Origin of the sequence: Photobacterium sp. GB-56 (genome assembly GCF_003026105.1) — a bacterium.
GTDB lineage: Bacteria > Pseudomonadota > Gammaproteobacteria > Enterobacterales > Vibrionaceae > Photobacterium.
In genome coordinates, this window is record NZ_PYNW01000006.1 from 205,791 (window position 1) to 230,481 (window position 24,691).

Below are 24,691 nucleotides of genomic sequence, written 5' to 3' on the forward strand. Positions count from 1 at the left end.
CTACTACTAGTTAAGAACATCCAGTACTTCACCTTCACCAAGAAGCAGTACCTCATCAATGCTGGTCTTGCCTGCTAAAGCAAGCTCCATTGCTGATTCCACCAGCGGTTTATAGCCTTCACTCTTTCTCGCCAGCTGGGTAAATAGCACCGCATTATTTTGACGTAACGCATCCATCATATCTTGGCGCATCTCAAGTAACTCAAAGACACCAATACGGCCTTTGTAACCGGTAAAGTTACAGCTATGACACCCTCGTCCACGACGGAAAACATGATTGTTGTAGAATGGGAAACGGGTTTCTAGCCACGCTTTTTGTCCCGGCTCTAAAGCCGCATCTTCACCACAATCACTACAAATACGGCGTACCAATCGCTGCGCTAATACTGCACGAACGGCACTCGCCACCAAGTAACCTGGCGCTTCCATATCGATCATACGCAGTGCACTGTCTACCGCATCGTTAGTATGAAGTGTCGATAAAACTAGGTGACCCGTTAATGCCGAACGCAAGCCAATTTCGACGGTTTCCTGATCGCGCATCTCACCAATTAAGATGACATCGGGATCCTGACGTAAAAAAGTGCGTAGAATAGAGGAGAAATTAAGCCCAATCTTGCTGTTTACCTGAACTTGGTTAACACGCGGCAAACGGTATTCCACCGGATCTTCTGCAGTAATGAGTTTCTTACCCGGCTTATTTAATTCGCTTAATGCGCCATATAGCGTCGTAGTTTTACCTGAACCTGTTGGCCCTGTGACCAAAATCATGCCATGAGGACGTTTTAGCTGGCGACGAAAACGCTGCACGATATCATCCGGCATACCGATTTCATCAAGGCTTAAAATACCGGCGGACTGATCAAGTAAACGCATTACGACCGATTCGCCATGTTGAATTGGCATGGTAGAAATACGCACATCAACCGAGCGGTTTCGTACCATCATGTTAAAGCGTCCATCTTGAGGCAGACGCTTTTCAGAAATATCGAGGCCACTCATGAGCTTTAAACGCAATACTAGCGCAGAAGAAATACTGCTCTCATCAATCAGGTTTTCATGCAGCACACCATCAATACGTTGGCGGATACGCAACACATCAGCATCAGGCTCAATGTGAATATCCGAAGCGCCCACTTGCACTGCATCTTCAAACAATGAGTTGATCAGTTTTACAACAGTCACTTCTTCATTGTCGGCCTCTTCCATGCCAAATGTGAAAGTGTGGTGATCTTGGTGTTCTGCTTTTAATTGCTCAGCAAATGACGCAATTTCTTGAGTACGGCGATAGTAACGATCAAAGGCAGCCAACAATTGACGCTCTGGCGCAATCACAAGTTCAACCCGGTACTGGCTGAGCTGATCAAACACCGCCTCTTGCGCTGCTAAGTCAGCAGGATCGCTCATCGCAACACGAACCGTATCACCATGCCGACCTAAAACTAACGCACGCAAGCGACGCGCATTTACTTCTGAAAGTAAACCAACATGTTCGCTATCCACTTGCACTCGTGTTAAATCAACAAGCGGCACATCAAGCTGACGCGCCAAAAACTGCAGCATTTGCTGTTCAGTAAGAAATCCTAAATTAATTAGGGTGTCACCGAGCTTACGTCCCGTTGATTGCTGTTTTGTCAGTGCTTGTTCTAGTTGTTGCTGAGTAATGATATTTTCATCAACTAGAAGATCGCCTAAGCGTTTACGTAATCGAATTTGCATCGGCTAGCTCCTATGCGATTTTAATGCAACTAAACGCTGCTGAATAAATTGTTGTGATGACGCTGAGATATTACCTAGCTGTAATGCTTTTTGGTAAGACTCACGGGCTTTCTCTGCATTACCACTCCGGTCTTGAGCAATCGCTAATCCCATCCACCAGCGACCATCAAATGACGCTAAACGCACTAATTGTTGATAACTTTGAAGTGCTACCACATTGTTATTTAATCTTTGTGCTAACGCGCCACGCATAGCTAAATACTGTGAATCCATGCTGCCACTTTTATCATTTAACACAGCTAATGCCGCTTGATTTTGGTTTTCATTGACCAATAATTTTGCGAGTGTTAAACGTAACTGTGGTTGATTCGGTTGCTTTGCTAGCCCTTTTTCAAGCGTCGCAATCGCTTCTCTTACATTGCCTCGCCCATAATACAATGCCGCCAAACGTTGCCTTGCCATGATCCAATCCGGTCGATAATTTAAAGCCGACTCTAAATTAACAACCGCTTGTTTACTGTTTTGCTGCTCTAAGGCTTTTTCTGCATTTAAGTATTCAACTTGCGCCAATTCTTTTGGCGTTAAAGAAACAGTTTGAATCGATAATTCACTTTTAACAGGTTTTGGCGCAGGTGGCTTTGACTGGACTTTATGCTCTCGCTCAACCGCAGCCAATGCTTTTTCATAACCGCTTTCATAGCCTTGATCATAAGAGCTTTGTAACTCTTTTTGTTCATCTTCACTTTCAAGAGATTCTTGAGCGACAGGCATATTCGTAAGCTCAGCTGTGACTGATTTATCAATACGCTTTGAATGTGGTTGTTCTGTAACAACTGCCGTTTTAATTTCATCTGATGCTACAGGTGTTTTCACTGCAATGGTTGATAACGGTTTAACTGATGCAATCTCTTTCGTCGTTTCAGGTTGATCAACAATAGGCTCTGCGGCTATTTCTGTTTGTGCCATGGCTGGTGTAACAACACTATCAGGTTGATTTAACCACCACGCCATACCGACAAATGCCATGGTGCAGCAACCAACAGTTACCCATTTCGGCCATGCTGATGTTGGTATAGGTGCTATTTCTGCTGCACGTAATGGAGAGCCCTGCTGTGATGCAGAAGCGAGTTTTACTTGGCTCAACTCATTAAGTCGGCGATTTAATTCACTCATGAATGACTCCATCCCCACAATATAGGAAATGACCACTTAGGTTGTTTTGCACCAAGGGTATCCCGAATAGCCATGAGAACTTCTTTTTTACTAACGATATATTTTTGCTCACAAAAAGTGGCAAGTAAGGACTTATGGCATAGTTGATTGATCAATCGTGGTATGCCACCACTGGCATACCAAATTGCGCGGCATATCGACATGCTAAACACCATGTCAGTATAGCCAGCTTGATACAGTCGGTGTTGTATATATGCAACGGTTTCAGCCAAGGTTAATGGCCGTAAAACAGCACGAAATGTGATCCGTTGACGTAATTGACGCAATTGATGCTGAGCTAATCGTTGATCAAGCTCTGGCTGTCCGAGTAAAACGATATGTAGTAGCTTTTCTTGTTCAGTTTCTAAATTACCGAATAAACGAATCGCTTCTAACGCATCATCTGACAACGCTTGTGCTTCATCGAGTAACACTACCACCGATTGACCATTCAACCGGCGAGTGATTAATTCATCCTGAATTTGCTCTGTCAGTAAAGCATGGTCACTATTGGGTAGTAGGCTTAATTCTTTTGCCAATGAACGCTTTAATTCTATTCCACTACAGGCTGGCGTCGGTAGGTAAGCAAGATCAAAATGAGTTGGCAATTGGGTCATCAACATACGACACACTAAGGTTTTACCCGTTCCTACCTCTCCTGATACCTGTGTGATCCCTTCGCCCATTTGTAGTGCTGCCAACACGGTTTGAATCGCTTCAATATGTGATGGCAGCGCATGGAAAAGAGAGGTATTCGGTGTTAAAGAAAAAGGCTGCTGACTAAAACCAAAGTGTTCGAGATACATGAATTACCCTTCTTCAGGGAACCATTCATTAATCAGTGATCGAGAGCGTTCAATTTCTTGTTTCCAAGTATTGTCAGTCACAACTGTCGGTTTAAGTAAGATCACCAATTCAGTTTTCTTTTTCACTTTATTGATATGACGGAATAAATTACCAATCCCAGGAATATCACCAAGCAGAGGAACCTTCGAGACTTGATCATTAATGCTTGATTTCATTAAACCACCAATCACCACAACATCACCTGTTCGGGCGTGGATGATTGAATCAGATTCGCGAATAGTACTTTTTGCCAACGGTAATACCATAGGTTTTTCAGTACCGACTTCAATCGTTTTCTGTTCATTCTGCACATCAACAACCGCTGGGTGAACATGTAATAAAACGCCACCTTGGTCGTCAATCTGTGGCGTTACGTCTAACGAAATACCAGAGAAAAACGGGGTTAATGAGACATCTGGCGAAACATTATTGTTATCACCTGAGACGTTGCTGCTTGAAACGTCTGTCACAAAGTATTCATCACCACCGACTTTGATCACCGCTTTTTGGTTATTTGCAGCTGTCACTCGCGGGCTAGAAAGTACATTCAAATCCCCTTGAGTTGATAAGAAGCTCATCACCGCACTAAAGTTACCATCTGAAATAGTAACGTTAGTTTGACCACCTAAAAGTTCTGAGATGGCATTACCACCGGGTAGTGCACCAGCAACAATATCTGCTGCATTTTCAACACCATTCACAACAATATTTGTACCACCAATGCTGCGCGTTAAGTTATTCCAATCAATACCTTGTTGGTAACTATCATCAAGTGTCACCTCCATGATTTTCGCCTCAAGCACGACTTGACGCTTTAGACGACGTTGAGACATGCCCAAGAACTCTTTAACTTCACGTAATTCATTAGGGAAGGCGCGTACCGAAATAAGACCCGCTTGCGGTGATACCATGACATTTCGACCATCACCAGAGCCAATCATGCCACTCACGACTTTCTCTAACTGTGTCCAAAAATCACTGTCCGAGGTCGTTTCAATCGTTGTGCCGCCCGTTGTGGTATTACCACCACTTGATGATGAGCTACTACTATTATCATCACCTGATGATGAATTATTATTGCCATCACTAATAGAACCGGAGGTAATAGAGGTTAATGACTTACCTTTACGCTGTAATTGTAAATAATCAACGGGGATCACTTCAGTCCGTAGCGTTGCAGGGAAAACCTGAATAATATTCCCTTTACGCGTCGTACTATAACCGTAAATATCAGACACGACATTTAGCACTTCATCGAGAGTGACATCATTTAATTTCATCGTAATACGGCCAGTAACACCAGGATGAATGACGATATTAAATGGTGTGCCTTTTACTAAACTGGTAAAAAATGCATTGGCTTCAACATTTTTAGCATTAACACGAAAACGCTTTTCTAACGAAGAATTAGCAGGGTTAATATTGCTATCAAGTGATGGCATAAGATCAGCATTGACCGCAGACGGTAGCTCCATTAACGGACGGCTACTCGCTTCATTCGCAGCTTCATTTAAGGCCTTCTTCACTTCAACAGGGTTTTGATGCCCCATATTAGTTGAACAGCCCGCTAAGGATGCAATGGTGATCCCTAGAAGAATTCGACGCATAATATTTAACCTTAATTCGTTCGTATATTTTCAGCAAATAACGCCAAATGCCACTTTTTGCCACTACGACTTAAAGTAACACTACTTTCAGAAACATTTGTCAGAGTGTAACCATTGACGCGTTCGCCAAGGCTGACCACTTGACCACTTAAAATCACCGAGCACTGCTGACCATCACAAATAATACTTTGTAACTGTGGCAATCGTGCCTGTGCTTGGCTCGTTTTGGCTTTACTCGCCACCCAACCTAATGGTGCAGTAGGATCTTGAGCAGCATAAGCACCGAAGGCGCATAAACTTAAAAGTAAAGCTGCCATCCATGTCATTTTCTTATCCACCAATAAAGTCCTTACTCTCACCTAAGGTATACACTTCCAGTTCCACCTTTGCCCATGGATACTTATCAACCTGATAGCTCAGGCTTCGCCAGTAATATTTAACCGGTAATGCTTCTAATTTATTTAAGTAATTCACCACATCAAAGTAACGCCCTTTAAACGTTAAGCGAATGGGGTGAACAAAGTACCCCTGTTGATCACCACTCACTAGTTGGGATGACGGTAATGACGTCATTGACTCTAATTTTAATGCCGAGCTATGACGCAGAACTTGCTCTAGCAAGCCAGTCATTTGAACCGGCGTGATCAAACTACCAATTTTTGCTTCTAGCGCTTGTTGTAAGGCTTTATCTTCTTGCTGATATTGTGCCAATTTTTGGTTAATCGCTTTATCCGGATCTTGCTGTAATTTTCTATTTGCAACAATCAATTGATTTTGTGCGGTGATCACATCATTCTTGGTATCCACCAATGCTGTTTTAACCGTCTGTAAGGTCACCATTTGTGGCTCAATAATTAGCATATAGCCAATAAACAAGATGCCAAACCAACCTGTGATAGCAATTAACCATTGCTCACGCACTGACAAAGCAGCAAAACGCTGACTTAGCTCATCCCACTTGATCATTGTTCGCCCCCCTTAATGATGCTTTGACGCTCAGCTTGTAACTGAAAGGTCACGACATTTTTATCATTACGACCCAATGACATCATTTGGAAACGACGTTCAGCTAATGATGGATAAGTTTTAAATGCTCCTACCCAGCGAGGAACAGCATCAGGGTTACGTGCTAATCCACTTAAATCCATCGAAGTGCCTGAGACATAAATCTGTTGAACCGAGATATCGCTACTCGCCGCATCAGCTAACTGCTGTAACAATCCCGCATAGCCAACCTTTAAACTATCATCATGCTCTTCAATGACTTTAAGGGTGGCACGCTTTGCCGCGATTTCTTTTTCAAGCTCATGGGCGTGATTCTCTTTTAAAGGATCTGACAGCAATGCGGCAACTTGTACTCTGGCATGATCAAGTTTTTGTTGTTCAGCACTTAATAAGGATGTTTGTTGCGCTAATTTTTTTTGCTCAATCGTGTTCTGCCATGCATTCCAACCCGCCCACATCGCGAAAATGGCAATAAGTGCCACCCAACTGGCAACGATATTGGTGAGTGTCATCCACTGCTTAGTTGGCAGTAAATTGTCAGAATATAGATTGATTATCGCGTTTTTAGGCCGCTGTAATGCCGCCCAGCCTAAACGCTCAGCATTAGTATCAAGTAAAGGATCAACCTCTTGAATCGCCTCTACATTGATATTTAGACGTTTATTTAATTCTTCTGCTAAAGCTTGATTATCTTCGTTATCACAACTGATGATCAGCTGACTAATTGGATTATTACGTAACTGCGCACTAATGAAATCTAATGAACGTTGTAATTCAAGCGCTAAATTATCCAGCTGAAAACTACCACCATCCAGCGCTTGGCGATCAAATAACGGTAAAGTAAAACCACGTAATTGACGTTGAAAACACAGCATTTGTTCATTAAATGCAGTTAACTGCAGATTACCATCAACATCAGCATGGAGAATAAGTTGACTACGATTAGGATCAGAAAAGCGACTCCATGCAATGTCTTCTGTTGTGATATCCGAGACACGGCAACCACAATCATGACACGCTAAGACAACCTGAGTGATCAGTTGTTTTGATGCGACAAAAACCTGTAAACGATCTTTAGCTGTGGCAGGAAAACCATCAGCGACTAATTCAGACGGCGACTCATTGACTAAATCTTTGACTAAAAAAGGCAGTGCGGTTGACAGTTCATCAATACTCACTTCTGGTTTATCAATCACTAAACTTTGATATAAACCATGCCCTAGTACTAATTTTAAATCGGTACCTGAGAGTTGGTATTGTATAATTAAGTTGCGTGCAGCATCGCTCCAATCAGAAACATTAGAGACCCCCATACGATCAACAATAAAATGTTCAGTTTTCGCTTGGACAAGGACAACCGTGTCGGTATAGAAAACCAAAGCAGCAGAGGGTTGAAAACTCGCTCGCTGAAAAAGCTTAGAGAATACGTATTTCATAATCGACCAGAAAAAGGCTATACATCCTGTATGATGCTTTTTTATTGATAAGGTTAGCAGCAGTTAATTACCGCCCCAATGATATACGATAAAATTATTGATAAACATCACTTAATTTATACTGTTTAAAAAACATTGAATTTATTAAAATAAAACAAATAGTTATTTTTTATAAAATCACATCTTCTTTGGCAAATAGACGACCTTGACCTGCAGAAACACCCAATTGTTTTAATATTTCCCATTCTTTATCGGTTTCAACACCAACAGCAATAATTTGAACATTTGAGTCATCACAAGCACCTAGCATACTTCTTACAAAAAGCTGGTTCTCTTGTCGTTTATTAATATCTCTCACAAGTCCTCGGTGCAATTTAAGGTAATTAACTTTTACCTCTTTAACGTAGTGTGTACTTACAATCGTACGTCCAGCTTGATCAACAGCTAGTTTACATCCAAGCCCTGCTAATTTTTTTAATACCGGACGTAAGGCATCAAGGTTTTTGACTAATTGACTTTCAGATATTTCAAATATCACATGACTCAGTAATGGTCGTGGCAATTGTAATAATTCATTGAATAACCATTTCGTAAAAGATTTATCTAATAATGAATAAGCACTAATATTTATTGAGTAAACTTCTGGTGTTAATTCTCTTTTTAATAACGTTAATATCTGATTAATGACAGCGCGATCAAAACGTTGATTGAATCCAACTTGATTTACAATAGGCATGAAGAATGACGCTTTGATCAATTTTTTATGCTCATCTTGAATACGTGCAAGTATTTCTCGACTGATCACAATGTTATTCTCGGCATTAAAGATAGGCTGCTGATACAACAAAGGACCACCATGGGTTAAAATCCGATCAAACAACGTTCGCCAACGCACACTGCCTCTATCATCTTCATAATGGCTTTCCTTGGTAAAACGATTCCAACTGTTTGAGCCTTGTAATTGCGAGCTACGCAATGCGATATCAGCTTCATCCATAATACGACCTCGCCGCTCCCCACCTTCGAAGTCCGTCACGCCAATATGGCACCAGTTGTCTCGCTCCATTGATAATGGCGGAGACAAACGTTCGAGCGCATTCAATAGTTGATTAATAAAGAGTTTAATTTCTTTCGCTGATTGTTGTGGGATCAAAATTGCAAATTCAGCATCGTAGTAACGCGATAACATGGTGTCAGGGAAGCGCTGAATAAAATTAGACAGAATAATACTGACATCTTGGATAAATTCATCAGCAATTAACTTCCCTTCTTCAGAGACCACGTCATCCCAATCAGCCAAGCGTAACAAGATAACCGAGCCTTGATTATCAGGCTCTTGCAGCATGGACTTTAAGCGACTATCAAATAGGATACGATTCGCAGCACCGGTGAGTTGATCAAGGAAAGTATGGGTACGAATAAAGGTATCAAAGCGGCTACGCCCTTGGCGGGCATCTTTCAGTTCTTTTATTAATTGATCCATGGCTAAACTTGCCGTGCCAGGCCATTCATGATCATCACCCACCGCATAATCATCAACCTTTCCGGCTAAAATCATTCTTCCTCGCGTTTCTAATAATTCAGAGCCACGTAATTGAAGCTTTAACCAACGTACCCCTTGTACTAAACCAAAAATAACAATGCCGATAGCGAGACTAATAAATGACATCGCGCCGAGTGAATACGTAGACTCAGCATAAGGTGGAATAGATTCAATTGTCACTTTGTACTGAGGGTTTAGTTGAAGTTGATATTCACTGTCATAGAGAATATTAGGATCAGTAATCGACTCCATACTTTTATAGGCGTACACCACGCCATGTGGACTCGTTACCGTTAACCCCATGACATTACTGGATTTTAAAAGCTTAGGTAGCCAACGAGATAATGATGCGCCACCTTGAGGATCAGCAAGCTCTTGATCAATAACTTGAACAACACCGTTTAAATAATGGGTTAAGTAATCCTGACCAAGCTTACGAAAACTCAATGCACCTCCGATGAAAATAACGAAGATGGCGCAAATAACAATCATTGTAACAAAAGCAACTAACCGATTAGTTAACTTCATCCCTGAGGCTTTTCTCATAACATCCTAACTCTACACACTATTATTCAAATCAATTTACTATTATCAGCTACAACTTATATAGTAGAGCACCATTATGAAGTGTTTTTCATTTTAAGGTTAATATATCCACAATATCATTCCGTCACGCGCTATTTTCATTTAACGCGATACGTTACATTGAGCAAAACACAATGTATCGCATAATGAAACAATCAATCTCATATTATGCGTGAAAGAAACAAGGAAAGGTTATCACCATGGACTGGATCACCTGCACTAAAAGCTTTGTCGCTGTCATTCATCAAGGATCGCTTTCTCAAGCCGCGAAGTATCTTGATATATCAAACTCAGCCTTATCAAAACGTTTGTCTTGGCTTGAACAACAGCTTGGGGTCCCTTTATTAAAACGTACAACCCGTCATTTATCACTTACTGATGCCGGAGATGTTTTTTTTCAGCGAAGTCAGACGTTATTAGAGCATTGGCAACAGCTGATCACCGAAACGACGGCAACTAATGAAAAGATGAGTGGCACATTACATGTTGGCGCCCCATTAAGTACGGGAAGTCATTTTTTGATCAATATTATTGCCGCGTTTTGTCAGCGATACCCCAATATCAATATTACGCTTCACACCATCACGCCAGGACAATTACCTGATTTAAATCTCGACATTATTATTTGTAGTGAAATCGATAATTTTAATTCTGCCAGTTATATCGCCACCCCCCTATTTTCAGATAATGCGAGATTTTACGCCTCTCCGTCTTATTTAGAGCAATATGATCCTATTGAGTCACCAGAGCAACTGGCACAACATAATTGCTTACTACTAAATCAGCATAATCACGCCCATGAATATGCCTTCGATAATGGGTTAACGCTTCGCTTACAAGGTAATTTCACTACCTCAAATCCAGAAATTTTAATCGCAAGTGCCGTCGAACATATGGGGCTAATATTAATCTCACCACAAAACGTACAACGAGAGTTAGCCCATGGTTTACTAATCCCTGTTTTAACGCATTTACAACTGCCCCAACAGACGACATTTGCCTACTACCTAAAGTTGAACTATCAACACACTAAAACGAAATGTTTTATTGATTTTATTAAAAAAAGCGCCTGACTTATCATTATTAAGATATAAAAAAGCAGCGTTAAACGCTGCTTCTTAATATTCAATGATTATTTTATACAGGATTTAGAACGGGATATCGTCGTCAAAATCCATTGGTGGCTCATTGTACTGCTGCTGAGGCTGTTGAGGAGCCTGCTGCTGTGGTGCTGATTGCTGCTGCGGCGCATAGTTCTGCTGAGGAGCAGGTGCTGAAGCCGGCTGCTGAGGCTGACCCCAATTATTGTTTTGCTGTTGGCCCCCCATTTGCGCTTGGCCGCCTTGGTTTTGACGACCACCAAGCATTTGCATAGTACCGTTAAAGCCTTGAACAACCACTTCTGTTGTGTACTGATCTTGACCTTGCTGGTTCTGCCATTTACGCGTCTGTAATTGGCCTTCAATGTACACTTGTGAACCTTTACGTAAGTATTCACCAGCAACTTCTGCTAACTTACCGTATAAAGCAACGCGGTGCCATTCGGTTTTTTCACGCTGCTCGCCAGTATTTTTATCACGCCATGATTCTGATGTCGCAATAGTAATATTTGCTACTGCACCGCCATTTGGCATGTAACGAACTTCAGGATCATTTCCTAAGTTACCGACTAAGATAACCTTATTTACGCCACGACTGGCCATAGTTCACTCCAAATCTGATAGCGTACTATTGGTTTCTAATAGCCGCTTATTGAAAGTTTATACTCAATCGCGCAGTTTATCACGCTAGTAGAATTTTTACATAGTCCAAGTACAACGCAATAAAAACGGCAATCACAATTTCAGCGGATATCAGCTAAATATCTTTACCTCAACTGGCGCAAAATGTTGTGCCATGCAAATATGTCAATTTTCTGACACTTTCACAAGTTATCGCGTTATCCTATATCGAGATAAAACACTAGTAGTACAAATCAAGGATAGCTAAATCATCACTCATTGTGATATCAGGACAAACTACCACTATTGAAAATTATAAAATTGTAACCCTATGATTTTGCAGCTACCATTGACTTACTTTTAACGCCATAACTTAGATGTAACAAACACTAAGTAAAGTGTCAGAAATAGTTAATGCGATACCTTTTTCTGACGTTTTAAAGCTAATTTCAAAGAAAAGACAACAAAATGTCACTCTAGCGTTAACACCACAAGCACTTTGGGAGCTTTAACCTAAGGGCGGTAGCGTAAAAAAAATAATCGAAACCTATCATATAACACACGCCTCAGAGTCGTAGGCTTATTCATTTTTAGTATCTAATTTAGAGAACACAAAAAAGACATGCGTTTAAAAATAGTACTTCTATTATTATCAAGCTGTATGACTTTTTCTGTATGGGCTAACCCTTTACATGTAAAAGTAAGTCCTTTTATCTTCAGTAAATATTTAATTAACGATAATATTACCCAAGTAGCCAAAAATCCTATTTCGTCTCCTGTTATAGAGCTAACGCCCGGATTTATTATTAATGGTGAGAAAAGTACCAATACTTATGATCTTACCTACTATGCTAAGAAAGCAACGTTCTTAAACAGTGAACAAGATAATTTTATTGATCAAAACTTAGAATTAGATATTGAGCAGCATTTTACAATGCGTAATAAAATAAAGTTCAAATATCAATATATACAATCACATGACGGCCGTTCCGACATTCGCGATGATCTTCTTCCCTATGTAACTGAACCGGTTAAATACGATGCGCAGCACGGCATGCTTGATTACATATATGGGGCACAATGGGCACGAGGGCGATTAGAGTTTGGTGCTGGTTTTAACACTAAGCGTTTTAAGAACTACCGATACTTACCGGCTCCTGGTGATTTATCTTCGACTCGTTTTGATGACTTCAATGATCTATTACTGGAAGGTCAATTTACTTACCGCCCTTCCGATGTGAGTGCGTTTTTTATCCGAATAGAAAATCAAGATCGTACTTATCTCTATAATCGATTTGAAGGCAGCACTCTTGATAACAATACGAGCTATTTCTTTTTGGGATCGAAATTAGGCATCAATAAAGATACCAATGGTTCACTGATGCTTGGCTGGCAAAATAAAAGCTTTGCTCAAGCCGATCGTCCAACGTTTAGTGGCTTAACATGGCGAGGTGATTTCGCTTGGTCACCAGTAAAACGTTCAACATTTCGATTAGAGACAAAACGAGAAATTCTCGACCCTGATGCCAAAAACGATTATCGCAAAGAAACGTATTACGATTTTTCATGGAAACACTTTTGGCTTAACCGACTGTACAGCGAAGTTAAGGCAAACTATTTAACCGACGAATATACCAGTGGTCTTCGAACCGATAAAACCACAGGCTATGAAACCTCTATCGGGTATGTCTTTAGAAATTATTTAACCTTTGTTACTGGATGGACAAAAGAAAGTAATCGCTCGACCGTCCCTATCAATGATTACGACCAAAATATTGTCTACTTTTCTGCTAATTTTAAATTGGATTCGCTATGAAAAATAAATTAAAAGCGTACTTATGCTTGTTTTTATTTGCCTTTGTTCCCCATGTTTATGCGGCACAAATTGATACAACACATTACCAACTGTCCCCCGGTGATAAGATCCAAATAAAAGTCTATGGCGAAGACAATTTATCGTTTGATGAAATCCTGATTCCTGACAGTGGCCAAATTAATTACCCTTACCTTGGCGCTATCACATTAAAAGGTCGTACCTTATCGCAAGTTAAAAATGAAATCACACAAGGATTAAAAGGTGACTACCTTCTTAATCCTCAAGTGATGGTAAATCTGCTGAACTTCAAACAAATTTATGTGGGAGGTGAAGTAAGAAGACCAGGTGGTTATGAGTATCAACCGAATCTGAGTGTAGAAAAAGCCGTTGCACTTGCTGGCGGTTTTACCGATCGCGCTGACACGGATGACATCACCATTAAAGATGCTGACAACAAATTAAAAACTGACGATGCCAGTGTCAATATGGAAATTCAACCTGGCGATATCATTGTCGTTGGACAAAGCTTTTTCTAATTTTTATAGAGTTAAATTAATATGTTATTTAAATCACCAGAAGAGTTGGTTGTAAAAGACGAAACGATTAATTTCTCTAAATATTTTAATCGCATCAAAAATAATTGGCAGTGGATTGTGTTACTGACCGTGGTTTTCTGTACTGTCGTTTTTTTGAAGTCTCCATTAGCAACGAACTCTTATTCAGCAACATCAACATTAATGATTGATGCAACACCACTAAAACCGATTTCATTGCAAACTTTGCCCAATTACGATCCTACGCAAAAAGAATTTTATGCCACACAATATGCATTATTGCGTTCCAATGTGATTGCCGCAAAAGTGATCTCGAATTTAGATCTCACGAATAATGCTGCGTTTATGGGGACGGATGCATCACAACACGGTTCAATAAAAGCCAGAATTAAGCAATGGCTGATTGATTTAAAACAGCCTTCTGATGGCAGTGTAAGTGTCAATGATAGTTTGACTCACACCACACCAGAACAATTAAAAGCATTGCAGATTTTTGCTAAAAACTTATTGATCACGCCTGTTGCTAAAACCCAATTAGTAATGGTGACGTACACCTCTAAAGATCCAACTTTAGCAGCCAATATTGCTAATGCTGTAGGTCAGGCTTACATCAATTATTATGTCGATATTAATGAAGAGACAAATAAAAAAGCCTCTGACTGGTTAACCTCACGCTTAACCGAATTAAAAGCGCAACTTAATACTTCAGAGAAAAAACTCACTGACTACTTAGCCAAAGAGAAATTGGTTAATACGATTGCGGTTGATGAACTTGCTAATAGTGAATTGATTAACTTAACCAATCGGTTAGCGGCAGTAACTGATAAACGCTTACAAACAGAGTCCCTTTACACCACACTAAGAGGTAATCGTCATCTTAGTTACAACCAAATAGATTCAATCAGTGAAATCTCTAATCACCCACAAATTCGAGACATCACTAACGCGGAAACAGATGCTGAAAATCTGGTTGCAGAGCTATCAAAACGCTACGGTCCTAAACATGAGAAAATGCTTGAAGCAGAATCTCAACTAAGAGCTATTCGTGCGCGCAAAGATCGCATGCTGACACGTTTAGTTGAAGGTATTCATAAAGAACTTGAAAGCAACCAACGTCAAGAACAAGATCTCACCGCTGAAATAAACAAGAAAAAAGAAGAGTTCCAATCACTTGCTGTTAAAAAGTTACATTATCAGTCACTTAAACAAGAAGTGGATACCAATAAGCGGCTACTTCAAGCTTTTCTTGATCGCCAAAAAGAAACACTTGCAACAGATAACTACAAAGATTCTATTGCCCACTTTACGGACTACGCACTAAAAGCTTATCCGTCAGGCCCTAATATTAAAAAGAATGTTTTGATTGCAGGTATTGTTGGCTTTGGCTTAGCACTCTGTATTCTTTTTGCTATCCAGTTTTTCGATACCACGGTTGAATCATCAGAAGAGTTTGAACGTTACTTCGCACTCTTTTCATTAGGTAATCTCCCGTTTGTGAAACGTCTAGCGAAAAAGAAAGGTCCTATTGATGAACAAACGCTAAATATCAAAGAAAAACCCGCTTTCTTTGAAGGGATCCGTAACATAAGAACCGCATTGAATTTAGCATTAACCCCAGATCAACGTACCGTGATGATCACATCCGCATTAGCCAATGAAGGAAAGACTACACTTGCTGTTAATCTGGCACAATCATTAGCACAAACAGAGAAAGTGGCATTGATCCATGTCGATCTTCATAACCGTGGAACGGCACTATCAACACCGAAAGGATTAAGTGAGCTGCTCAATAATACGCTTTCTATCAATGATATTATGGCGAAATCTCACCTCGATAATTTGCTTGTCATTAACGCTGGTGAGCCCGTTTCCGATCCCCAAGAGCTGCTTTCATCATCGCGTTTTAATGCCATACTTGATGAATTAAAACAGCATGTTGATAAGATCATTATCGATACACCAGCAAGCCTTATTAGTAGCGATGCCTTAATTGTGGCAAAAATATCAGATGTAAATCTCTTAACTGTCGCTGCGAATAAAACCAAACGTAATGACATAGAGCAAGCGATACATAAGTTCAGTGCATATGGGATCAATATCGATGCCGTTATGATCAATAAAGTGATGTAACCGCTATTTAAAAAGGTTTAGCGGGCGGTTAACTCTCTGTTATTCGCTCGCTTTAAATAATAACGATGCTTGAAATTAAAAAAGATACTGCAATAGGTATTACTGCCTCTTTCCTTATCACTTCTGCACTGGTTTGGAATACCTTTCTAGGATCGGTGGCCGCCCTATTATTTATTCTTGTCGGTGGCACCGTTATTATATTCCACCTTCACCGAACATTATTAGGAATCCAATATAATTGGATGGTGATGGTCTACCCGATACTCGCTTTGCTTTCCGTATTATGGTCACAATATCCAGAAGCGACATTTCGCTCATCAATACAATTTATTTTAACAACGGTGATAGGTATTGCCGTTGCCTATAACATCAAAAAAGAACAGTTCTTTGTCGGCTTATCAGGCAGCGTTATTATTATTATGGCGCTGAGCTTAGTCTCTCACCGGGTAGAGACGAACGGTATGACAGGAGAAACCGTTTTAATTGGTTATCTTGGTAGTAAGAACTTTTTAGCACAAACCGCTTCGATTGGTTTTTTCGTGGGATTTGGTTTGTTTTACACCCTAGCTAAGAATAAAGTCGAAAAGATTATCGGGCTGTTGTCGATCGTCTTTTCTATTGCTGTCCTGTTAAAAGCCAAATCTCTGGGGGCGACAGTAACGTCTTTTGGCTCTATTTTTGCGTGCTTTTGTTTATATCATTTCTCCAATTTTGCGATCACCCAACGCGCACAAAAAGCGACCGTTAATCTGCTTTATTTGCTCGCTATGTGTGTCATCATTTTTGTCTATATCATCTTTGGCACTCCTGAATTTAACCACTTCATGATTGAAATCGGGAAAGATCCAACCTTAACCAGCCGAACACTAATTTGGGCTGAAGGGGATAAGGCCATTGCCCAAGCGCCCATTTTAGGTGCTGGCTATGATGCTATATTCCAGATTGGAAATCCGATCGGCGATGCGGTGTGGAAAATTGGTTTAGTACCACCAGGGGTGGGATTTAACTTCCATAACATGTTTATCCATTGGACAGTACATTTCGGTTATGTCGGCCTCACCATCTACCTTTTGATACTGGCACGACTGCTTTATAACATTCGTTTAATTGCCTGCGGACACTTTCAAAAAAGTGATTTCATTCCCGTTGCGTACTTTGTGTTTTTCATATCAAGAAGTGTGCTTGAAGTTGACTGGTTTGCCCAATTCACCCTCGCACATGTCATGTTTTGTTTTTGCTGGATTGAGCTAGAAAGTAGCGCTCACAAAGCAAAAAGATTAAATAATAAAGGTAATATTTCATGAAAACAGTGGCTATTTTTGGTGGTTCCGGTTTCATTGCTTCCCATTACATCAAGAAATTTATTGCTGAAGGGGTGAAGGTTTATTCGATTGATATTCGCGAGCCTAAAGTGCGTCACGATGAAGTTACTTACATAAACCATGACGTTAGAAACCTCAATGATTTAGTGATTGATGAGCCTATTGACTGTATTTACAACTTTGCTGCGATTCACACCACACCAGGGCACCCCACTCACGAGTACTACGAAACCAATATTGCAGGGGCTAATAACGTTTGTCAGTTTGCTGAGCGTAATAATATTAAAGAAATCGTCTTTACCAGTTCAATTTCGCCATACGGTCCAGGTGAAGAGCAAAAAGATGAAAATAGCCCATTAACGCCAAACTCAGCCTATGGCTACTCGAAAATGTTAGCTGAACAAATCCATAAAGCATGGCTTGAACGCAATAGTGAGCATCAACTGACTATTGTTCGTCCTGCTGTCGTCTTTGGCCCAGGTGAAGGCGGCAACTTTACTCGCCTTGCAGCAATGATGCGTAAAGGCTTCTTTGTCTACCCAGGTCGAAAAGACACCATTAAAGCCTGTATCTATGTGGAAGATTTGATCTTTGCCATTGAAGTGGCACGTGCAACAGACAATAACTTTGAATTATTTAACGGTGCTTACCCTGATCGTTATACCCTAGAACAAATCATAGAGGCATTTAAAGCAGAGCACTTCCCAGACGTTAAAGTCTATATGGTGCCAAAATTTGTGGTACTTGGTGCGGCTAAATTACTGCAATTGGTGAACTTTCTAAACATAGGTATTCACCCTGACCGCGTGATGAAGTTGATCCGCTCAACCAATGTTTACCCTGGCTGGTTAGTTGAAAACCACATAGAACTACCAGGCAACCTACAAACAGCGTTAACACGTTGGTCTAAAGACACTGACGGTAAGTTCGACTAATTACCGCGCCAATGCGGCAAGTGTTCTCACTTGTCGTATTACTTTCCAGAGAGCCTCTCTCTTAGATACCAACATCAAAGAACATCCCTATGTCTAAGTCATCCATATCCGGTATGTTGTGGCTGTTTTCCAGTAAGCTATTTCCGCCGATCATTAACTTCGCTGTATTTACTTATACGGCAAGAATACTGGCTCCAGAAGACTTTGGTTTAGTCGCCCTTGCACTATCCATCATCTATATTATTTCAAGTTTTCTGCCCTCAGGCTGGCAAAGCGCGATTGTTAAATACCACGAGTTTGGCAAGCGCGAATTTAGTACCATTTTAGCGTTTCTTAGTTTATCGGGATTCGCTTTTGCACTGATCGCTTGTTTTGTTATTTCCTTAAACCTTTTTAGCTTTCAGTCTCAGGTATTTAATCTCGCTTTCTATTTAATGGCGATAAAAATGCCCTTTGATGCGGCAGGTCATACCCTCACGTTTATATTAGTTCGTGAGCAAAAATACAAAGCCTTGGGCTACCGCACTATTTTAGGTGCGATGGTTTCAGCTTTGACTATCCTCAGTTTGCTTTACTTTGATTTTAATATCTGGGCACTGGTGTTATCACAAACCATTATTTCGATTTTCAACTTGGTTGCTGTCTACATTCCGACTCGTAAAATGTTGGGCTGGTCATTCCGCTGGAGCTTAATTAAAGAAACGTGGGAATTTGGTTTATATAACACCCTAATCACAACCGTTGAGAGCATTTCTACCCACTTTGAATCTTTTGTGATTGGTAGCAACATAGGTAAATACGATTTAGGCTTTTTCAATATTGCCAAACGCTTATCGAATATCATCAACGATATCTTAACTGGCACGTCTTATGACATGTCATTGCCGTATTTATCCAACAGCCAAAACGATCAACAAAGTTTACAACGGGCGATCCGCCAAGCTTTATTCATTACAGGAGCGATCACCTCTCCACTGTTCGTATATGGCTTTATCTATTCTGAGACGATCTTCAATTTCTTGTTCTCAGAAAAGTGGATCACCTCGGCAGGTTATTTTCAGTTTTTCTGTATTGCATTTTTGTTTATCTCTTACAGCATGATCAACAAAACTGCGATCATCGTGACGAACCGATCTCGCTTGTGGTTTAGAGTACAAATGATCATTGCGGCTATTTATCTGCCGACATTGTACTTTGCCTCAACCATTGATATTCATGCAGTACTGTGGAGCTTCTTAGGTGTTAATGCACTGTATTTCTTCACCTCGACCTACTTGGTGACCAGTGAAATTAACACCTCGTTTTACCGCTATTTAAAAAGTTTATGGCCTATTTACACCGCATTAGGTATTACTGCATTCGCTGCGATGAATCTGCATTTAATGCCGTTTACTCACGAGTTTTTCAATTTGTGCTTTAGCGCCATTCTCTTTTTAAGCTGTTATATCGTGTTGTTGCTCCTATTCTCACGACACTTTTTATCGATTGATTTATCCAATAAAAAAATCACCTTCCGCTAGTGATTTCTGCTTTTTAACTAAGACTTAAAGGTTATATTTTGAGCTGTTTAATTATCATTCCTTGTTTAAACGAAGCTGATCATATTGGTGATCTTTTAACGCATTTTTCTCCATCATTAACAGACAACAGTAAACTGGTTGTGGTTGATGGTGGCAGCCATGACGGCACGCAAGAAATCGTGGAGCGTTGGTCTGAAAAAGATGATCACATTGTATTGCTTCACAACCCAGATAAGATCCAAAGTGCTGCTATGAACTTAGCGGTGGATCAATTTGGTGACGATTATGAATACTTCATTCGTATTGATGCTCATGGTCAGTACCCAGATGATTTCATTGCGTCTTTACTCAGTGAAGCAGAAAAACACCAAGCGGATTCTGTTGTCGTCAGTATGTACACCGAAGGTCACACGCCTTTTCAAGTATCAGCGGCTATCGCGCAAAACTCCAAATTAGGTAACGGTGGCTCACCACACCGCAATGCACAAAATGATGGTAAGTGGGTTGAGCATGGTCATCATGCACTAATGAAAGTATCGGCATACCGCGCGGTAGGAGGCTATGATGAAACCTTCATCGCCAACGAAGATGCAGAATTAGATAAGCGTTTAACCGATGCGGGTTACAAAATTTGGCTAACGGGTCAAACGGACATGACTTACTTCCCTCGTAAAACGCCAGAATCGCTATTTAAGCAATACTACAACTATGGCAAAGGTCGTGCCGCCAACTGTATAAAGCACCACACGATCCCGAAACTGCGCCAGTTGATCCCATTATCAGTGGTACCTGTATTATTAATGGCGTTATTGCTTAGTGAGTGGCATTTTATTTTTGCTCTACCCGCTCTATTGTGGATCGCCGCCTGTTTACTCGTCGGCGCGACGGGTAAGTCAGATCAGTTCCCACTCAGTGCTAAGCTTTCAGGGATCCCAGCCATGATCATGCACTTTGGTTGGTCACTCGGTTTTTGTGCAGCCTTGCTCTTCCCAGCCTTCAGAAGGAAGCCTGTTCATGATTGATCCTAATGTAATTACGATCGGTTTATGTACATATCATCGCCAAGAAGTTACCGACACGCTCGATAGCTTGGCGAAGGTCGCGATCCCCGACGGTAAACAAATACAGATCGTGATCGCTGATAACTCGGTGGACGCTAATTCAAAAGCCTTAATCGAAAGCTACGCCGAGCAGTCGCCATTAGCGATTCATTATCTTCATGCGCCAGCCTCTAATATCTCAATTGCACGTAATGCTTGTTTAGAGTGGGCACTCAATCATAGTCAATATTTGATCTTCCTTGATGACGATGAATTTGTGGTAGAGAACTGGCTAAGCGCCCATCTTGATACCGCACAACGCGAACAAGCAGATGTGGTGATAGGCCCAGTACGTAGCATTTACCCAGAGCAAGCACCTGAATGGGTGAAAGCGCTCGATTTACAATCAGTAAAAGAGCCAATCATCGCACCAAGTGGCAAGATTGAAACCGCCAACTCCGGTAATACCTTAATCAACCTTGATTTTATTCGACAGCACCCACTGCGCTTTGATTTGGAATACGGTTGCTCTGGCGGTGAAGATTCGATTTTCTTTCGTCAGTTAACGATGAAAGGTGGCACCATTGCCTTTTCTCAGCAGGCAGAAGCCTCTGAGCATGTACCACTAGCACGCACCGAGTATGACTGGCTGTATCAACGTCGTTTTCGTTGTGGGCAAACCCACGGCAAGATGTTACTACTCGATAACGCGAGTACCTTCAATCGCTTAAAACAGACATTCCTCGCTGGCGCTAAAGCAGGATTTAGTTATGTCTATGCGTTGCGCTTTATAAATCAAGAAACCAGCCAAAAGTATTTTTGGAAGTTGCGCGTTGCCCTACACCTCGGCGTGGTAAGTGGTTTATTAGGCAAACAGCACCTCACTCAATACGGTGACACTCACTGATCTTGTTCGTTTTTATTCGTGGCTAAATTATGAAAAGAGTACTGCTCACAACCTTAACTACGGGCTCACGTATGGCGACATTCTGCCAGTGTATTGAGAGCCTACAGCAGCAAAATATCAATGATACATTTAGCATTGATATTTTGGTTGTTGAAAACAATAAAACTCACAATCAAGCGGTAGTTGAGGCGATTGCTCGGTATCAGCACACCCCTTTTACTATCCATCATCAATTGGAAACTACAGCAGGTATCCCTTTCGCACGTAATAACGGGTTACGCTTCGGTCAACAGCAAGGCTTTGATTATTTGGCTTTTGTTGATGATGACGCAATTGCCGATCCAAACTGGATCCAAACGTTATTTGTCGCCTTACAAAATAATCAGGTTCAAGTGACTACAGGGCCACAATTTCCAATTTATCCTGATGACACAGCAACATTATATACCGCAGCCAAGGTTTACCATGAACGTAAACTGGCAGATGGTGCTGCGCTTTCTTGGGCGGCAACCAATAACGTTTTGCTTGATTTACACTTCTTTGCGCAAAACCAATTAGCGTTTAATAACCAGCTGATTTTCGGTGGTGAAGATAAGGCATTGTTCCAACAAGTTGGTCGTCATGACGGCAAGATATTATGGGTACAAAATGCGATCATTAGTGAGTTTATTAGCCCAGAGCGTCTTAATGTGAAATGGGCGCTCAAGCGTCGTTTCCGTATTGGTGCCACCGAGTTTCAAATTGAATCTTGCATTAACTCTCCTGCAAAAAGCTATGCTCGCTGCCTATTCAAAGGCTCCGCTTACTTAGCAAAAGGCGCACTGATGTTACTGCCGGATGCATTACTGCCAAGCCGTAGCATCCTCAATTCCTTAGGCGATCTTACCCATGGCTGTGGGTTCTTTTACGGCTTATTTGCCAACGTTAAAAGCTACACTTGATCTGACTTATTACGAGATTCTATAGATGGCAAATCCAATTCAAGTTTCCGTTGTCATGGCGGCATGGAACTCTGCTCAATTTATTACTCAAGCCATTGATTCTGTTTTGCAGCAAACCGACGTTGAGCTTGAAGTGTTAGTGGTCGATGACGCATCAACCGACAATACCGTGGAAGTTGTCAGCAAACATCCCGACCCTCGGGTAAAAGTGCTCACTAGTGAACAAAATGGTGGGCCGGGTGCAGCGCGAAATATTGGTTTTCAAGCGGCACAAGGTGAATGGATTGCAGTGGTCGATTCTGATGACGCGATGCAACCAGAGCGCCTTTCTGTCATGCTAAAAATGGCAGCGGATGATACCGACATAATTATTGATAACTTCTGTGAACAAACCGCAGATGGTGTACAAACAGCACCGATTTATAACCGTGCTGAATTACCTGTTGGCGACTTCAGCCTTGCCCACCTCATTGCAACCAATTTAATGTTCAGTGATGTACATTCAACAGGTTATGTGAAGCCACTGTTTCGCAATGCGTTTATCAAACAACATCAAGTGCGATATTGGCCAGAAGTGAAGATTGGCGAAGACTATTATTTCTTGGCTAATTGCCTCGCTTTTGGTGCAAAAGCGCAAGTTGTCGATTACTGCGGCTATATTTATACCATTCGCGAAGGGTCTATCTCACGTGTCATTAATATCGAACATATCGATACCTTGCTGAAATATGACACCCAATTAGTTAATAGCTTTAACTTTGATGCCAGTGCGGTAAACGCTCAGCAATATCGCACTAAAAATATGAACACAGCGCGTAAATATTTAGAGATCGTTGCCAAGTTAAAGCACAAAGATCTTTCGGCATTTATCGACATGATTAAATATCCACACTCAGCATTATTATTATCGCTACCCGTAAAAAAGCGTCTCAATAGAGCACTTAACAAATAGGTTTTGTCATGAAAAAAACACTTCTTGCTAGCACATTACTTTTATTTTCTGGCTATAGCTTTGCCGCGCAACACGACACTTCATCTCACGTTGTTGATAAACAACACAAACGTTTAATATGGGCGGATGAGTTCAATTCAGGTACACGTCCGAACCCTAAAGATTGGACATACGAAACAAAGTTTATTCGTAATCAAGAAGATCAGTACTACACCACCAGCAGTAAAAACTCGCGTATTGAAAATGGAAACTTGGTGATTGAAGCGCTGAAAGAAACCGTACCAAATGCAGATTACAATCCCAACGGCACTCAGTGGTATCAACAACGTAAAGACGCCTATTACACCTCTGCCAGTTTAACCACCGCGGGAAAACATTCTTGGGTACATAAACGCGTTGAAGTCCGCGCAAAACTACCGCAAGGGCGTGGCACATGGCCTGCTATTTGGCTACTCGGCGACAACATTAAAACCGTTGGCTGGCCTGCATGTGGTGAAATCGACATCATGGAGTATGTTGGCTACAACCCACACTTTGCATACTCTACGACCCATAAATCGGATCGTAACCAGACTTTAGGTAACTCCATACCAGGCGTGATCCAAGATGACAAATTAGAAGATGGTTTCCACACTTACGCAACAGAATGGGATAGTAATGAAGTTCGCTTCTACTACGATGGTAAGCTCTATCATACCCAGCAGCGTAACGGTGAAGCCTGGCCATTTGATAAGCCAATGTACCTGATTTTAAACCTCGCTATCGGTGGTGGCTGGGGGGGACAGAAAGGAATAGATAACTCTATTTTTCCACAGGAATTTTTAATCGATTATGTTCGTGTCTACGATCTGAAGTAACAAACTTTAAAGTCGCAAATAATGAAGTCTTTCGCATTTAAAA

At 41.1% G+C, this 24,691-nt stretch carries 21 protein-coding genes; 12 read left to right on the top strand and 9 right to left on the bottom strand.

The annotated features are described in order from the left end of the window. Positions 1-6: 6 nt before the first annotated feature. The 8 genes from C9J42_RS11105 to csrD form a co-directional block, all read right to left on the bottom strand. The gene (locus C9J42_RS11105) at positions 7-1,719 is read right to left on the bottom strand and encodes a GspE/PulE family protein (RefSeq protein WP_107206507.1); all 1,713 of its coding nucleotides are present in this window, start codon (positions 1,717-1,719) and stop codon (positions 7-9) included. A 3-nt stretch (positions 1,720-1,722) separates the two neighbouring features. Beyond that, on the bottom strand, positions 1,723-2,892 hold the full coding sequence (locus C9J42_RS11110) for a lipopolysaccharide assembly protein LapB (RefSeq protein ID WP_107246297.1): 1,170 nt from the start codon (positions 2,890-2,892) through the stop codon (positions 1,723-1,725). Beyond that, complete coding sequence (locus C9J42_RS11115; RefSeq protein ID WP_107302002.1) at positions 2,889-3,737, bottom strand: ExeA family protein; 849 nt, start codon at positions 3,735-3,737, stop codon at positions 2,889-2,891. Before C9J42_RS11115 ends, C9J42_RS11110 begins: the two co-directional genes overlap by 4 nt. A gap of 3 nt (positions 3,738-3,740) precedes the next feature. After that, complete coding sequence (gene mshL, locus C9J42_RS11120; protein WP_107302003.1) at positions 3,741-5,384, bottom strand: pilus (MSHA type) biogenesis protein MshL; 1,644 nt, start codon at positions 5,382-5,384, stop codon at positions 3,741-3,743. Positions 5,385-5,395: 11 nt separating this feature from the next. Beyond that, positions 5,396-5,722 carry an MSHA biogenesis protein MshK gene (locus tag C9J42_RS11125; RefSeq protein WP_107302004.1) on the bottom strand — a complete coding sequence of 109 codons (327 nt, stop codon included), beginning with the start codon at positions 5,720-5,722 and terminating at the stop codon, positions 5,396-5,398. Beyond that, a complete protein-coding gene (pilO, locus tag C9J42_RS11130) occupies positions 5,715-6,350 on the bottom strand; it encodes a type 4a pilus biogenesis protein PilO (RefSeq protein ID WP_107302005.1) in 636 nt (211 codons plus the stop codon). The genes C9J42_RS11125 and pilO overlap by 8 nt, the downstream gene beginning before the upstream one ends. Further along, a complete protein-coding gene (locus C9J42_RS11135; protein WP_107302006.1) occupies positions 6,347-7,825 on the bottom strand; it encodes an MSHA biogenesis protein MshI in 1,479 nt (492 codons plus the stop codon). Before C9J42_RS11135 ends, pilO begins: the two co-directional genes overlap by 4 nt. A gap of 169 nt (positions 7,826-7,994) precedes the next feature. Beyond that, a complete protein-coding gene (gene csrD, locus C9J42_RS11140) occupies positions 7,995-9,914 on the bottom strand; it encodes an RNase E specificity factor CsrD (protein WP_107302007.1) in 1,920 nt (639 codons plus the stop codon). Positions 9,915-10,153: 239 nt separating this feature from the next. Here csrD and C9J42_RS11145 point away from each other — a divergent pair, with 239 nt between their 5' ends. Continuing rightward, positions 10,154-11,026 carry a LysR family transcriptional regulator gene (locus C9J42_RS11145; RefSeq protein WP_107206499.1) on the top strand — a complete coding sequence of 291 codons (873 nt, stop codon included), beginning with the start codon at positions 10,154-10,156 and terminating at the stop codon, positions 11,024-11,026. A 75-nt stretch (positions 11,027-11,101) separates the two neighbouring features. On the opposite strand, the gene C9J42_RS11150 is transcribed toward C9J42_RS11145, so the two are convergent. Continuing rightward, a complete protein-coding gene (locus tag C9J42_RS11150) occupies positions 11,102-11,656 on the bottom strand; it encodes a single-stranded DNA-binding protein (RefSeq protein WP_005371054.1) in 555 nt (184 codons plus the stop codon). A gap of 640 nt (positions 11,657-12,296) precedes the next feature. Here C9J42_RS11150 and C9J42_RS11155 point away from each other — a divergent pair. From C9J42_RS11155 to C9J42_RS11205, 11 genes are all read left to right on the top strand, one after another. Next, positions 12,297-13,490 (top strand): outer membrane beta-barrel protein, encoded by a 1,194-nt coding sequence (locus C9J42_RS11155; protein ID WP_107246280.1) that lies wholly within the window; start codon positions 12,297-12,299, stop codon positions 13,488-13,490. Further along, positions 13,487-14,026, top strand: coding sequence for a polysaccharide biosynthesis/export family protein (locus tag C9J42_RS11160; protein ID WP_107246278.1), 540 nt, complete (start codon positions 13,487-13,489; stop codon positions 14,024-14,026). The genes C9J42_RS11155 and C9J42_RS11160 overlap by 4 nt, the downstream gene beginning before the upstream one ends. A 21-nt stretch (positions 14,027-14,047) precedes the next feature. Beyond that, a complete protein-coding gene (locus C9J42_RS11165) occupies positions 14,048-16,174 on the top strand; it encodes a polysaccharide biosynthesis tyrosine autokinase (RefSeq protein ID WP_107206496.1) in 2,127 nt (708 codons plus the stop codon). 65 nt (positions 16,175-16,239) lie between these two features. After that, positions 16,240-17,478: an O-antigen ligase gene (locus C9J42_RS11170; protein WP_107206495.1), complete on the top strand. Its 1,239-nt coding sequence runs from the start codon at positions 16,240-16,242 to the stop codon at positions 17,476-17,478. Beyond that, positions 17,475-18,431: an NAD(P)-dependent oxidoreductase gene (locus C9J42_RS11175; protein ID WP_107206494.1), complete on the top strand. Its 957-nt coding sequence runs from the start codon at positions 17,475-17,477 to the stop codon at positions 18,429-18,431. Before C9J42_RS11170 ends, C9J42_RS11175 begins: the two co-directional genes overlap by 4 nt. Before the next feature lie 89 nt (positions 18,432-18,520). Beyond that, positions 18,521-19,951 (top strand): oligosaccharide flippase family protein, encoded by a 1,431-nt coding sequence (locus tag C9J42_RS11180; protein WP_107302008.1) that lies wholly within the window; start codon positions 18,521-18,523, stop codon positions 19,949-19,951. Positions 19,952-19,989: 38 nt separating this feature from the next. Then, entirely contained in the window at positions 19,990-20,973 is a 984-nt protein-coding gene (locus C9J42_RS11185; protein WP_107206492.1) for a glycosyltransferase family 2 protein, read from the top strand. After that, positions 20,966-21,898: a glycosyltransferase family 2 protein gene (locus tag C9J42_RS11190; RefSeq protein ID WP_107260262.1), complete on the top strand. Its 933-nt coding sequence runs from the start codon at positions 20,966-20,968 to the stop codon at positions 21,896-21,898. The genes C9J42_RS11185 and C9J42_RS11190 overlap by 8 nt, the downstream gene beginning before the upstream one ends. Positions 21,899-21,927: 29 nt before the next feature. Continuing rightward, complete coding sequence (locus C9J42_RS11195) at positions 21,928-22,839, top strand: glycosyltransferase (RefSeq protein WP_107206490.1); 912 nt, start codon at positions 21,928-21,930, stop codon at positions 22,837-22,839. 25 nt (positions 22,840-22,864) lie between these two features. Beyond that, the gene (locus C9J42_RS11200) at positions 22,865-23,791 is read left to right on the top strand and encodes a glycosyltransferase family 2 protein (RefSeq protein ID WP_107287259.1); all 927 of its coding nucleotides are present in this window, start codon (positions 22,865-22,867) and stop codon (positions 23,789-23,791) included. An 8-nt stretch (positions 23,792-23,799) separates the two neighbouring features. After that, complete coding sequence (locus C9J42_RS11205; RefSeq protein ID WP_107206488.1) at positions 23,800-24,648, top strand: glycoside hydrolase family 16 protein; 849 nt, start codon at positions 23,800-23,802, stop codon at positions 24,646-24,648. Positions 24,649-24,691: the final 43 nt, after the last annotated feature.